General features: G+C 70.1%; 14 protein-coding genes. 7 read left to right on the forward strand and 7 right to left on the reverse strand.

The features are described 5' to 3' along the window. Positions 1–7 precede the first annotated feature (7 nt). The 3 genes from QZH52_RS08010 (at position 8) to QZH52_RS08020 (ending at position 5286) form a co-directional block, all read left to right on the forward strand. On the forward strand, positions 8–3169 hold the full coding sequence (locus QZH52_RS08010; RefSeq protein ID WP_301806406.1) for an efflux RND transporter permease subunit: 3162 nt from the start codon (positions 8–10) through the stop codon (positions 3167–3169). Then, positions 3162–4571 (forward strand): efflux transporter outer membrane subunit, encoded by a 1410-nt coding sequence (locus QZH52_RS08015; protein ID WP_301806407.1) that lies wholly within the window; start codon positions 3162–3164, stop codon positions 4569–4571. The genes QZH52_RS08010 and QZH52_RS08015 overlap by 8 nt, the downstream gene beginning before the upstream one ends. A 100-nt stretch (positions 4572–4671) precedes the next feature. Beyond that, complete coding sequence (locus QZH52_RS08020; RefSeq protein ID WP_286534945.1) at positions 4672–5286, forward strand: c-type cytochrome; 615 nt, start codon at positions 4672–4674, stop codon at positions 5284–5286. Between the two features lie 43 nt (positions 5287–5329). Here QZH52_RS08020 and QZH52_RS08025 read toward each other — a convergent pair whose 3' ends face one another. The 4 genes from QZH52_RS08025 to QZH52_RS08040 are packed head-to-tail and all read right to left on the reverse strand — an operon-like array spanning position 5330 to position 8135. Next, complete coding sequence (locus QZH52_RS08025; RefSeq protein WP_301806410.1) at positions 5330–5866, reverse strand: DUF2946 family protein; 537 nt, start codon at positions 5864–5866, stop codon at positions 5330–5332. 31 nt (positions 5867–5897) lie between these two features. Further along, on the reverse strand, positions 5898–6872 hold the full coding sequence (locus QZH52_RS08030) for a YheT family hydrolase (RefSeq protein ID WP_301806414.1): 975 nt from the start codon (positions 6870–6872) through the stop codon (positions 5898–5900). Between the two features lie 8 nt (positions 6873–6880). Next, complete coding sequence (locus QZH52_RS08035; RefSeq protein WP_286506421.1) at positions 6881–7333, reverse strand: YybH family protein; 453 nt, start codon at positions 7331–7333, stop codon at positions 6881–6883. Positions 7334–7379: 46 nt separating this feature from the next. Continuing rightward, entirely contained in the window at positions 7380–8135 is a 756-nt protein-coding gene (locus QZH52_RS08040) for a hypothetical protein (protein ID WP_301806419.1), read from the reverse strand. A gap of 45 nt (positions 8136–8180) precedes the next feature. Here QZH52_RS08040 and QZH52_RS08045 point away from each other — a divergent pair, with 45 nt between their 5' ends. From QZH52_RS08045 to QZH52_RS08055, 3 genes are read left to right on the forward strand one after another with little or no spacing between them, the layout of a single operon-like run. Beyond that, positions 8181–8777 (forward strand): LemA family protein, encoded by a 597-nt coding sequence (locus tag QZH52_RS08045; RefSeq protein WP_436411553.1) that lies wholly within the window; start codon positions 8181–8183, stop codon positions 8775–8777. A 16-nt stretch (positions 8778–8793) separates the two neighbouring features. Continuing rightward, the gene (locus QZH52_RS08050; RefSeq protein ID WP_301806423.1) at positions 8794–9759 is read left to right on the forward strand and encodes a TPM domain-containing protein; all 966 of its coding nucleotides are present in this window, start codon (positions 8794–8796) and stop codon (positions 9757–9759) included. 2 nt (positions 9760–9761) lie between these two features. Continuing rightward, positions 9762–10277 carry a TPM domain-containing protein gene (locus QZH52_RS08055; RefSeq protein ID WP_301806426.1) on the forward strand — a complete coding sequence of 172 codons (516 nt, stop codon included), beginning with the start codon at positions 9762–9764 and terminating at the stop codon, positions 10275–10277. On the opposite strand, the gene QZH52_RS08060 is transcribed toward QZH52_RS08055, so the two are convergent. Further along, positions 10274–11107, reverse strand: a complete 834-nt coding sequence (locus QZH52_RS08060) for a class III extradiol dioxygenase family protein (RefSeq protein WP_301806429.1) — start codon at positions 11105–11107, stop codon at positions 10274–10276. The two genes, QZH52_RS08055 and QZH52_RS08060, sit on opposite strands and share 4 nt — an antisense overlap. A 20-nt stretch (positions 11108–11127) precedes the next feature. Further along, complete coding sequence (locus QZH52_RS08065) at positions 11128–11466, reverse strand: protocatechuate 4,5-dioxygenase subunit alpha (protein ID WP_301806432.1); 339 nt, start codon at positions 11464–11466, stop codon at positions 11128–11130. Positions 11467–11592: 126 nt separating this feature from the next. On the opposite strand from QZH52_RS08065, the gene QZH52_RS08070 reads away from it, so the two are divergent. Further along, on the forward strand, positions 11593–12513 hold the full coding sequence (locus QZH52_RS08070) for a LysR family transcriptional regulator (protein WP_301806435.1): 921 nt from the start codon (positions 11593–11595) through the stop codon (positions 12511–12513). A 12-nt stretch (positions 12514–12525) separates the two neighbouring features. Here QZH52_RS08070 and pdeM read toward each other — a convergent pair whose 3' ends face one another. Continuing rightward, entirely contained in the window at positions 12526–13200 is a 675-nt protein-coding gene (pdeM, locus tag QZH52_RS08075; protein WP_301806438.1) for a ligase-associated DNA damage response endonuclease PdeM, read from the reverse strand. Between the last annotated feature and the right edge of the window lie 34 nt (positions 13201–13234).

Genomic DNA, 13234 nt, shown 5'->3' on the forward strand with positions numbered 1-13234 from the left:
CGCCCGCATGGCCAAGTTCTTCATCGACCGTCCGATCTTCGCGTGGGTGATCGCACTGTTCATCCTCGTGGTGGGCGGTGTGGCGATCACGCAGTTGCCGATCGCCCAGTACCCGCCGGTGGCCCCGCCGGCCATCGTCATCAACGCCGCCTACCCCGGTGCTTCCGCCCAGACGCTGGAGGACAGCGTGCTGTCGGTCATCGAGCGCGAGATGAACGGCTCGCCCGGCATGATCTACATGGAGTCGGTGGCGCAGGCCGACGGCACCGGCGCCATCACGATCAGCTTCGCGCCCGGCACCGACGCCGACCTGGCGCAGGTGGACGTGCAGAACCGGCTCTCGCGCGCCACCCCGCGGCTGCCCGCGGCGGTGACGCAGCAGGGGGTGCGGGTCGACAAGTCGCGCTCCAACTTCCTGCTGTTCACGATTCTTTCCTCCGACAACCCGGCCTTCGACCCGATCGCACTGGGCGACTATGCCTCGCGCAACGTCGTGCCCGAACTGCAGCGCGTCAAGGGCATCGGCCAGGCGCAGCTGTTCGGCACCGAGCGGGCGATGCGGGTCTGGATCGACCCGGCAAAGCTGCAGGGCTTCAACCTGTCGTCGAGCGACGTCACCAACGCCATCAAGGGGCAGAACGCGCAAGTGGCCTCGGGCACCATCGGTGACCTGCCGAACGTGGCCGGCCAGGCGATCGCGGCCACGGTGGTGGTCAACGGCCAGCTCACCAATGTCGAGCAGTTCCGCAACATCGTGCTGCGCGCCAACACCGACGGCTCGGCCGTGCGGCTGCGCGACGTCGCCCGCATCGAGCTCGGCGGCCAGGCCTATTCGACCTCGGCGCGCCTGAACGGCGAACCGGCGGTCGGTATCGGCGTCCAGCTGGCGCCCAGCGGCAACGCGCTCGAGTCGGCCAGGCTGGTGCGCGCCAAGATGGAGGAGCTTTCGCGCTTCTTCCCGCAGGGCGTGAAGTGGGAGATCCCGTACGACAGCTCGCGCTTCGTCAAGATCTCGATCTCGCAGGTGGCCGAGACGCTGGTCGAGGCCGTGGTGCTGGTGTTCCTGGTGATGTTCCTGTTCCTGCAGAACTGGCGCTACACCATCATCCCGACCATCGTGGTGCCGATCGCGCTGCTGGGCACCTTCGGCGTGCTGCTGGCGCTGGGTTTCTCGATCAACGTGCTGACGATGTTCGGCATGGTGCTGGTGATCGGCATCGTGGTGGACGACGCCATCGTGGTGGTCGAGAACGTCGAGCGCATCATGAGCGAGGAAGGGCTGCCGCCGCTGGAGGCCACGCGCAAGGCGATGAAGCAGATCTCGGGCGCCATCATCGGCGTCACCGTGGTGCTGATCTCGGTGTTCGTGCCGCTGGCCTTCTTCGCCGGTTCGACCGGCAACATCTACCGCCAGTTCTCGGCCGTGATGGTGGCGTCGATCGGCTTCTCGGCCTTCATGGCGCTGTCGCTCACGCCGGCGCTCTGCGCGACCTTGCTGAAGCCGGTCGAAGCCGGCCACCACCACGAGAAGACCGGCTTCTTCGGCTGGTTCAACCGCGGCTTCTCGCGCACCGCCAAGGGCTACGAAGGCCTGGTGGCGCGCATCCTGCGCCGCGCCTTGCGCTACCTGGTGATCTACGCGGCCATCATCGGCGTCGTGGTGATCGCCTACCTGCGGGTGCCGACCTCCTTCCTGCCGCAGGAAGACCAGGGCAACATCATCGTCAACGTGCAGCTGCCGCCGGGCGCGACCCAGGAGCGCACGCTCGACGTCATGAAGCAGGTCGAGGGCTTCATCCTCAAGCAGCCCGAAGTGCAGAGCATGGTGGGCGTGATGGGCTTCAGCTTCTCGGGCCAGGGCCAGAACGCCGGCCTCGCCTTCGTGACGCTCAAGGACTGGAAGGAACGCAAGGGCGAGGGCGAATCCGCTTCGGCCCTGGCAGGCCGTGCCTTCGGTGCGCTGTCGGGCGTCCGCGATGCCTTCATCTACCCGCTGAGCCCGCCGCCGATCCCCGAACTGGGCAATGCCAGCGGCGTGACCTTCCGCCTGCAGGACCGCTCCGGCGCGGGTCACGAGGCGTTGGTCAACGCCCGCAACCAGCTGCTGGGCATGGCGTCGCAGAGCAAGATCCTGACGCAGACCCGGCCCGACGGCCTCGAGGACGCACCGCAGCTGCAGATCGACATCGACCGCGACAAGGCCAATGCGCTGGGCGTGACCTTCGATGCGATCAACGCGACGCTGTCGACCGCCCTCGGCTCGAGCTATGTCAACGACTTCCCGAACCAGAGCCGCCTGCAGCGCGTGGTGGTGCAGGCCGACGCCCCGGCTCGGATGCAGCCCGAGGACCTGCTCAAGCTGAACGCGGCCAATGCGCAGGGCAAGCCGGTGCCGCTGTCGGCCTTCGCGACCACGCGCTGGATCACCGGCGCGCAGCAGACCGTGCGCTACAACGGCTATCCCGCGATGCGCATCAGCGCCGACGCGGCGCCGGGCTACAGCACCGGCGCTGCGATGGCCGAGATGGAGCGGCTTGCCGCCCAGCTGCCGCCCGGCTTCGGCTACGAATGGACCGGCCAGTCGCGGGAAGAAAAGCTCGCCGGCTCGCAGGCCATCATCCTGTACGGCTTCGCGATCCTGGCGGTGTTCCTGTGCCTCGCGGCGCTCTACGAGAGCTGGTCGATCCCGCTGGCGGTGATCCTGGTGGTGCCGCTGGGCGTGCTGGGCGTGCTGCTGGCGACGATGCTGCGGGCCTACTCCAACGACGTGTACTTCCAGGTCGGGCTGATCACCATCATCGGCCTGTCGGCGAAGAACGCGATCCTGATCATCGAGTTCGCCAAGGACCTGCAGGCGCAGGGCAAGGGCGTCGTCGAATCGGCGCTGGCGGCCGCGCACCTGCGGTTCCGGCCGATCATCATGACCTCGCTGGCCTTCGGCCTGGGCGTGATGCCGCTGGCCTTCGCCACCGGCGCCGGCTCGGCGAGCCAGCGCGCGATCGGCACCGGGGTGCTCGGCGGCATGATCACCGGCACCACCCTCGCGGTGTTCTTCGTGCCGGTGTTCTTCGTGGTGGTGCGCGGATTCTTCAAGGGCAGCGCCCGACAGCACGAGGCCGACAAGCGGCACGCCCAGGCCGCCGGCATCGAGGAAGAAAAACATGACTAAGCGATTCATCACCACCGCGCTGGCAGGCGCCGCCGCCCTGATGCTGGCGGGCTGCTCGCTGATCCCGACCTACGAGCGCCCGGCGGCCCCGGTGCCGGCCACCTTCCCGAACGCGGCGGCGGCGCCGACCGCGCCCGGCCAGCCGCCGGCCGCGACCGTGGCCTGGCAGGACTACTTCACCGACCCGCGGCTGCAGCAGCTGATCCACCTCGCGCTCACGAACAACCGCGACCTGCAGGTGTCGATCCTCAACATCGAGCAGGCGCGGGCGCAGTTCCAGATCACGCGCGCGGCGCTGTACCCGGCGCTCAACGCCAGCGCGAGCGGCACGCGCCAGCGTCCGTCGCTGGTCGGCGACGGCGTGAGCTCCGTCTATTCGGTGGGCCTGGGCGTGACGGCCTGGGAGCTCGATTTCTTCGGCCGCGTGGCGAGCCTGAAGGATGCCGCGCTGGCCCAGTACCTGGCGACCGAGGAAGCCCGCAAGGCGACCCAGATCAGCCTGATCGCCTCCGTGGCCAACGGCTGGCTGGCGGTGCTCGGCGACGACGAGGCGCTCGAGATCACGCGCCGCACCATGGTCACGCGCGACGACTCGCTCAAGCTGACCAAGCTGCGCTTCGACAACGGCGTGGCTTCCGAGATCGACTACCGCTTCGCCGAGGCGCAGGCCGAGACCGCGCGCGCCACCTACGCCCAGCAGCAGCGGCTGCGGCTGCAGGACGAGAACGCGCTGGCACTGCTGCTCGGTGCCCCGGTGCCGCCGGAGACCATCGTCGGCGCCGCCGAGGGACTGCAGGCGCTGGCGCCGATGCCCGAGGTGCCGGCGGGCCTGCCGTCCGACCTGCTGGTCGAGCGGCCCGACATCCGTGCCGCCGAGCAGCAGCTGATCGCGGCCAACGCCAACATCGGTGCCGCGCGCGCCGCCTTCTTCCCGCGGGTCACGCTGACCACCTCGATCGGCACCACGAGCTCGGAGTTCTCCAACCTGTTCAGCAGCGGCACCAAGGCCTGGGCCTTCGCGCCGCAGATCACGCTGCCGATCTTCAACGCCGGCGCCAACCAGGCCAACCTGGACTCGGCCCGCGCCGGACAGAAGATCGCGGTGGCGCAGTACGAGAAGTCGATCCAGTCGGCTTTCCGCGAGGTCGCCGACGCGCTGGCCGGCCGCGCCACCTACGACGAGGAACTGCGCGCGCTGGTGGCCCAGTCCAAGGCCGAGGAAACCCGCTTCCAGCTGTCGGACATGCGCTATCGCGGTGGCGTCGCCAGTGGGCTCGACCTGCTGGATGCCCAGCGTTCGCTGTTCACCTCGCAGCTCGCGACCGCCCAGATCCGGCAGCAGCGCCTGCAGAACCAGGTCGTGCTCTACAAGACCCTGGGTGGCGGCTGGGCCACCAGGTAGGGCCGCGGGACGCCCCGGGTCCGGCCTGAGACGGCCGGGCCCGGGGGCCTCTCTATAATCCGCCGTTGATCCGAAAAAAGCCCCCGATACTGAGGACGCAATGAGCGACGACCCGCACTACCAGGCCACAGAAGAAGCCCACACCGGCCCGATCAAGAATCCGAAGCAACTGCTGCTCGCGGTCTTTTTCTCCTTCATCGCTCCCATCCTGATCATCGTCGGCCTCGTGTCGTTCGTCGTCTCGGGCACCCATCCCTCGGGTTCGGCGCAAGGCGACAGCATGTCGCTGTACGGCGTCTCCAAGGACACCCGCGACCGCGACATCGCCGACCGCCTGAAGAAGGTCGGCTCGATCGAGATCCGCGACGCCAACCGGCCGCTGGCCACCGGCGAGGCCGTGTTCAAGGCCCAGTGCGTGGCCTGCCACGGCGCACCGGGCATCCCGGGCGCGCCGCACTACGGCGACGCCGCAGCCTGGGGCCCGCGCATCGGCCAGGGCTACGCCACGCTGGTCGAGCACGCGCTCAAGGGCAAGGGCGCGATGCCGGCCCAGGGCGGCGGCGACTTCGACGACATCGAGATCGGTCGCGCGGTGGTCTACATGGCCAACGCGGGCGGCGCCACCTTCCCGGTGCCCGACCGTCCGGCCGCGGCCCCGGCGGCCGAGGGCGCAGCCCCGGCCGATGCGGCCCCCGCGGTGGCCAGCGGCAAGTAAGCCGCCGCGACCCGACCCGAAGCCCGCGCGATGCGGGCTTTTTTCATGGCCGGGGCAACGGCTGGCCGGCGGACGGGCTCAGCACATGGCCGAAACGGGCCGGAAGGTCTTCGGCGCAGACATCCTCGGGGACCCATCGCCCCTGCTCGATCGCCTCGGCCGCCAGACCGACATCCTGCGTATGGACCAGGCCGAGGCCGATGTCCGCCACCAGGTAGAGCCGGCCTTCGCCGTCGAGCAGGCAGGCCGTGGGCTCGATCGGCAGACCGGAATGCGAGCGGACCGACAAATCCTCCGACACCCGCCAGATCCACGGCGCGGCCTCGAGCTCGACGTAGACCCGCTGGGGCCCGTTCTGGAAGAACCACTGGCCCTGGTCGTCGTGTTCGTAGTTGCGCTGGATGAAGTCGATCAGCTTGTCGTGCCTAAGCTGCGAGCCCCTGGCCTGGCTGAACGGCCCCAGGGCCTGGGTGCGGTCGTCGCGCAGGAACCAGTTGCCGCGGGCGTCGAGCCCCAGCCAGCCGTAGCAGTGCGGCACGTTGGGCCACTTGGCAAGGGCCTTCAGAACGATCTCATCCATGGCGCCATTTTGCGCCGTGCGGGGCTGTGCCTCAGCGGTGTTCGTTCAGCCAGGCCACCACGCGCTCGGGCATGGCCCGCACGTGGCCCGGGGGTGCACCGAGCGGAAAGCCCACGTGGCCGCCGTGAGCGGGCTGCCAGAGCGTCACGTGGCTGCCGACTTCGCCCTGGCGCGGCAGGCTCGCGGCCGGCACGAACGGGTCGTTGACGGCATTCACGACCAGCGCCGGGATCCGGATCTGGTGCAGGTGCGGCTTGGCCGAGCCCCGCGACCAGTAGTCGTCGGTGCCGCGGAAGCCGTGCAGCGGCGCGGTGAAGACATCGTCGAAGGCGTACAGGTCGCGCGCCGCGAGCAGCTTCTCGCGGTCGAACAGGCCCGGGTGCTGGGCCAGCTTGGCCAGCGCCTTGGGCTTCATGGTCGACAGGAACATGCGCGTGTAGACCAGCCGGTTGAAGCCGCGGCCGATGGCGGCGCCGCCGGCCGCCAGGTCCAGCGGGGCGGAGATCGCGGCGACCGCGCTGGCCACCTTGGCGGCTTCGGACCCGGCCTCCTCGGCCCAGCGCATCAGCGCATTGCCGCCGAGCGAGACACCCGCCGCCAGCAGAGGCTGGGCCGGGTCGCGCTGTGCGCGCAGGCGGGCCAGGATCCAGCCGACCTCCTCGAAGTCGCCCGAGTGGTAGGCCCGCGGCGCCAGGTTGAGCTCGCCGCTGCAGCCGCGGAAATGCGGCACGGCATAGTCCCAGCCCCGGGCATGGGCGAAGGCGCCGAAGACCTCGGCGTAGTGGCTTCTGGACGACCCTTCGAGGCCGTGGAACAGCACCAGCAGCGGCTTCGGACCGGACACCGCGGCATCCAGGAAGTCGACATCGACGAAGTCGCCGTCGGGCGTGCCCCAGCGCTCGCGCCGGTAGGCCGGCAAAGGTGCCTCGGCGCGCCGCGCGTACAGCGCGGGCCAGATGGTCTGAAGGTTGCCGCCGGGCAGCCAGCGTGGGGCGACGTACTGCATGGCCGCGCTCAATGCAGCGTCTGCGGCGCCTCGCTGGCGTCGCCGGGCTCGTGCGCGCTGCCGGGGCTCGCGTGGTGCGCGACCATGCGCCAGCCCTGTGCCGTGCGGTGATAGACGTTGGTGGCCAGCACGAAGGCATGGCGCGGCCCCTCGGCGGTCAGCACCTCGATGCGCTCCAGCACGTTGTGCACCGCACTGGCGAGCGATTCGACCTTGCGCACCCGCGCCGGCGTGGCCTGGATGGCGCCGTTGCCGAACATGTGCTCGAAGGCGGCGCGGATCGCCTCGGCCCCGACCAGGCGCGGGCCGCCCGGGTGGACGCAGAACACCTCTTCCTCGTCGGCCCAGCAATCCATGAGGGCGTCGACGTCGCCCCGCTGCAGGGCTTCGTAGAAGGCGGCTTCGACATCGTCGGCGGTGCCGCCGATGGTGCTGGCGCGGAGTTTGGCTTTGGTGGACATGGTGGTGCTGCCGGAAGTAGCGATTTTGCCTCGGTCGCGCGTCGCCTCAAGGGCCGGCGGCCACCCAGCCCTGCACCACCGAGCGCAGTTCGCCCTGGGTGGCGCGCCAGACCAGTTCGGGCGCCGCCACGTGAACCCCGGGCGGCGCCAGCGCCAATGCGACGTCGACCAGCTCGGCCACCTTGGAGGCCCGCGCCGGCTGCTCGCTGGGCGGCACCATGAAACGGGCGATCGACAGCATCCAGGCCGCCAGCCGCTCGGCGGGATGGGCCAGGCGCCGCGCCACCGGCTTCTGCGCCGAGCGCACCAGCAGCACGCGCTCGAAGCCCAGCGCCACCACCGCCTGCTCGTCGAGGCTGGCCAGGCCTCGCTTCAGAGCCTCGGGCAGCCGGCCCTGGTCGTGCGGCAGCACCACCGCCAGCGTCTGGACGCCGCACGACCGCAGCCAGCCGGCCAGCGCCGGCAGCTGCGCCGGCTCGGGCGTCCACAGCGCCCGTTCGCGGTCGTAGAAAAGCCGCGGCGGCTCGAACAGCACCAGCGCCGTGCGGGCGGCCACCGGCGGCCACTGCGCCATCGGCAGGTCCGGCACCTGCACGGTCTCGACGCCGGGCAGGCCGTCGCGGATGGGTTCGCGCGCGAGCACGTAGGTATGGTCGAAGCGATGGCGGCCCGCGAGCCGCCGCACCAGTTCGTGGCCCAGCACGCCGGTGGCGCCGGCGATCAGCAGCGCGCCCTTCGACGGCCGGCCATCGAAGGGTCGCCGGTTCGCGGCCTGCAGGGCCTGGAGCGGATCGGGCGCCATCCTTCTATGCTACCTTTGCCGACTTCGTACAGAGAGGGCTCGGACATGTTGAAACGCTGGCTACTGATCTTGATCGCGGCGCTGTCGCTCGCGGGCTGCGGCTACAACGACTTCCAGCGCCTCGACGAGGCCAGCAAGTCGGCCTGGAGCGAGGTGCTCAACCAGTACCAGCGGCGCGCCGACCTGGTGCCCAACATCGTCGCCACGGTCAAGGGCGAAGCCAACTTCGAGCAGGAGACGCTCACCAAGGTGATCGAGGCGCGGGCCAAGGCGACCTCGATCCAGGTCTCGCCCGAGACGCTCAACAACCCCGAGGCCTTCGCGCGCTTCCAGCAGGCGCAGGGCGAGCTGTCGGGCGCGCTGTCGCGGCTCATGGCGGTGTCGGAGCAGTATCCGAACCTGAAGGCCAACCAGGCCTTCCGCGACCTGCGCGTGACGCTGGAGGGCACCGAGAACCGCATCACGGTGGCGCGCAACCGCTTCATCCAGACGGTGCAGGAGTACAACGTGCTGGCCCGCAGCTTCCCGACCAACTTGACGGCCAAGGTGATGGGCTACCAGCCCAAACCCAACTTCACGGTCCAGAACGAAGCCCAGATCTCGGCGCCGCCGACGGTCGATTTCAGCGCCCCCAAGAAGTAGGCGCGGCAAGCACGCGATGACGGCGGCCCGCATCCGGCAGGCACTGACGGCCCTCCTCCTGATGGCGGCGGCGCTGCTGGGGGCGCGGGCGCAGGGCCTGCTGCCGGTGCCCGCGCTCGACGCCCGCGTGATCGACAAGACCGGCACCCTGAGCGCCGCGCAACGCAGCGCGCTCGACGCCAAGTTGCAGGCCTTCGAGCAGAAGAAGGGCTCGCAGATCGTGATGCTGATGGTCCCGACCACGCAGCCCGAGGACATCGCGAGCTACGCCAACCGGGTCGGCAACGCCTGGAAGATCGGCCGCAAGGCGGTCGGCGACGGCATCCTGGTGGTGGTCGCCAAGGACGACCGCAAGATGCGCATCGAGGTCGCCAAGGCGCTCGAGGGCGCGGTGCCCGACCTGGCCGCGGCCCGCATCATCGACGAGGCGATGAAGCCGCGCTTCCGCCAGAACGATTTCGCCGGCGGCCTCGATGCCGCGGCCGACCAGCTGATCGCCCGCGTCAACGGCGAGGCCCTGCCCGAGGTCGACGCCCGCGGCGGCGACTTCGGCGAGGCCCCGCGCGGAGGCAGCGGCTTCAACTGGCAGGACCTGGGCATCTTCCTGTTCGCTGTGGTGCTCGTGGGGGGCCCGATCGCCCGCCGCATCCTGGGCAAGATCCCAGGCTCGCTGGCGCTCGGCGGCCTGACCGGCGTGGTGGTGATGGTGCTGACATCCAGCCTGGTGATCGCGGTGCTGGCCGCGCTGGGCGCCCTGCTCTTCACGCTGCTGTCGACCGCCTTCGGTGCCGGGCCCACGATCGGCCGGCGCGGCGGCGGCTTCGGCGGCGGCCTGGGCGGCGGATTGGGCGCCGGCGGCCTGGGCGGCTGGGGTGGCGGATCTTCCCGTGGCAGCGGCGGTGGCGGCGGTGGCTTCGGCGGCGGTTTCAGCTCCGGCGGCGGTGGTGATTTCGGCGGCGGCGGCGCCTCGGGAGACTGGTAGCCATGGCCTTGTTCGCACGCCTCGCCCGCATCTGGCGCCATCGCTGGACCGACGAAGCCGACCTGCGCCGCGCGCTGCCGGCCGACCTGCTCGACCGCCTGACGCACCGCGTATCGGCCAGCGAAAAGCGCCACACCGGCGAGATCCGCATCTGCGTCGAGGCCGGCCTGCCGCTGTCCTACCTGTGGCGGGATGCGCCGGCCCGCGAGCGCGCCATCATGTTGTTCGGTAAGCTGCGGGTCTGGGACACCGAGCACAACAACGGCGTATTGATCTATCTGCTGCTGGCCGAGCACGCGATCGAGATCGTCGCCGACCGCGGCATCGATGCGCGGGTCGACGACGCGCAATGGGCGGCCCTGGCGCAGCGCATGGGCGCCGCCTTTCGCGAGGGGCGCTTCGAGGACGGGCTGACCCAGGCGCTGGAAGAAGTCTCGGCGCTGCTGGTCGCGCACTTTCCGCTGGCCGAGGGCCACGCGGACAGCAACGAACTGCCGGACGCGCCAGTCGTCCTCTAGGGTTCGAGCAACATCAGGCCCGAGGCCGTGTTGGAGATCGGCAGGTGGTAGTTGCGGTGCAGGCAGCGGGCGCTTGACCCGAGGGCGCCGCGAGTGGCCAGCCACATCAGCAACTCCACGCCCTGGGTGCCGGCCTTCTCGACCAGCTCATGGGTGCTGAACCGCGTCGCCCATTTCGGGTCGTCAACCAGGCTGTCCATGAACCGCAGGTCGAAGTCCTTGTTGATGAAACCGGCGCGCTGGCCGTCCAGCTGGTGCGACAGGCCACCCGTGCCCATCACGGCGACCCGGGCGTCGCTGTCCCAATTGCGGATGGCGCGCCCGACCGACTCGCCCAGTGCGTAGCAGCGTCTGGCCGAAGGCAGCGGGAACTGGACCGTGTTGATGCACACGGGCACGACCTTCACGGGCCAGGCCTGGTCCGGCCACAGCAGCGCCATCGGAAGCGTGAAGGCGTGATCGACCTGCATCTCCTGGCAGCTCGTGATGTCGAACTCGTCTTGCACCAACGCGTCGATCAGTTGCCACGACAGCGCCTGCTCGCCCTCGAACGAGGCCATGACCGGCAGGCCCCAGCCTTCGTCGGCGCCGCTGTAGACCGGTGCGGCACCGACCGCGAAGGTCGGCATCTTGTCGAGGAAGAAGTTGAGGCCGTGGTCGTTGTAGAACACCACGAGCACTTCGGGCCGGGTCTCGGCCAGCCAGCGGTGCACCGGCGCGAAGGCATCGAAGAAGGGGCGCCAGTAGGGCTCCTGCTGCAGGTTGCGGGCGATTGCGCGGCCGATCGCCGGCACGTGGGAGGTGGTGATGGCACCAACAAGATTGGCCATGGCAGGTGTCTCCTGGCGGGTCAGGCGGCGGCCAGGAGCCGGGCCTGGAACTCGGCCTTCGTCAGGCCGGTCTGCTGGGCGCCGATGTCCTGCATGTCGAGGCCGAAGATGCCGGCGAACTTGGCGAGGTAGTAGGCGTTGCCGCCGGCCTCGATCAGCTGCAGCACATTGCGCGCGCGAATCGCTTCGCGCTGCTGCTCGTTCAATCCGTAGGCTGCGCAGTAGGCGTCCTCGTCGCGAACGAAGGCCTCGCGGTTGGCGGCTTGGTTGAAGGAAAAGCACATCTTGTTCAGCGCGTAGCCCTTGCGGGCCTGGCGGCCGTCGAACAGAGTCGTGCCGGGAATGTCAGGGGTGCACATGAAGGTCTCCTGGAGGGGTCGGTCGGGCGAATGCTTGATCTGGATCAATCGCGTGCGCTCCAGACCGGCCTGCGCAGTGTTCCGGCAATCGACGCGCCGATAAAGGCCGACATACTCATCCCACCCATGAGCGAATTCGATCATTTGGACTTGGACGGCCACCTGCTGCGCCTGCTGCTCGCGGTGCACGAGGAAGGCTCGATCACGCGTGCGGCGCAGCGCCTGGGCGTCACCCAATCGGCGGTGAGCCATCTGCTGGACAAGCTGCGCGCCATCGTCGGCGACCCGCTGTTCGTCAAGTCCGGCCGCGGCATCGTGGCCACCGCGCAGGCCGACCTGCTGGCCGGGCGCGCCCTCGTGCTGCTCGACGAGTTGCGCGCCTTCAGCACCGCGGCCGGCTTCGAGCCGGCCCGGCTCACGGCCTGCTTCACCGTGGCCGCCAACGACCTGCAGCGCGACCTGCTGGTGCCGGCGCTGCTGCGCCGCCTTCGGGCCGAGGCGCCCGGCGTCACGCTGCGGGTCATCGCATCGGGCGCGCCGGTGCCCGCGATGCTGCGCGAACAGGCCTGCCAGTTGATCATCACGCCGCGTCCGCCCGAGGGCTCGGACATCATGCAGAAGCGCCTGTTCGAGGACCACTACCGCGTCTACTTCGACGCCGAATGCCGTGCCGCGCCAACCTCCGAGGCCGACTACCTCGCCGCCGAACACGTGAGCGTTCTCTATGAACCGCTGCGGCGGCTCGACATCGACGATTGGTTCGTGCAGCGCCATGTGGAGCGCCGCATCGTGGCCAGCGTGCCCGGCATGGCGGGACTGGGCGCGCTGGTGCGCGGCGGGCCGTGGCTGGCCACCGCCCCCTCGCTGCTGATCGAGGGCGCCCTGCGCGGGCTGGCATCGGCGCCGGTGCCGCTGCACACGCCGGCGATGCCGATGTACATGGCCTGGCACCAGCGCCACCAGGTCGATCCGATCCACCGCTGGCTGCGCACGCACCTCGAGGCCGCGGTGGCCGCCACCTTGGCGGGGACGCGGCACCTGTCCTGACCGCGCCGCCCTTCAGGCCAGGCCGGGTAGCGCCCAGACACCGTTGCCGCCGACGGCATAGAAACGCCGCCCGGGCGCCGGCTCCACCTGCCAGCCACCGGTGAATTCGCCGAAGGCGGGCAGGATCAGTTGTTCGCCCTCGCGCACGAAGCAGGGCATGCGCAGGCTGTCGCGGCCACGGCCATGCAGCCTGCAGGCCGGATGAAGATGGCCGGCCAGCACGAAATGCGTCGGATGGCGCTGCGGATGATGGCAGGCCGCGAAGGGGCCGAACCGATGCGGCTCGTCGACCAGTTGGAAGCGCAGCGCGGCCGGTGGGTCGCCGGCACGGCTGTCGTGGTTGCCGCGCACCAGCGTGCAGGCCAGCGCGGCGTGGCGGTCGCGCCAGGCCTCCACCGCCGCCAGCAGCGTGGCCGTTCGGGCCTGCGCCGCATGCAGGAAATCGCCGAGGAAAACGACCTCGCGTGGCGTCAACCGCTCGATCAGGCGGTCGAGCCGTGCCAGGTTCTCCTGCGTGGTGCCGCCGGGCACCGGCTGGCCGAGCGCGCGGTAGGTGGCCGCCTTGCCCAGGTGCAGGTCGGCCGCGAACAGCACGCGGGCGGCCGGCCACCAGAGGGCGCGTTCCGGCAGCAGTTCGATGGTTTCGCCGGCCAGTTCGATCCGGCAGGCAGCGAGCGGCGAGGTCACGGTTCGAGTTTCCCAAAAAGCGGCGCGGCGGGCT

The organism is Variovorax ginsengisoli, assembly GCF_030486595.1.
Classification (GTDB): domain Bacteria; phylum Pseudomonadota; class Gammaproteobacteria; order Burkholderiales; family Burkholderiaceae_C; genus Variovorax; species Variovorax ginsengisoli_B.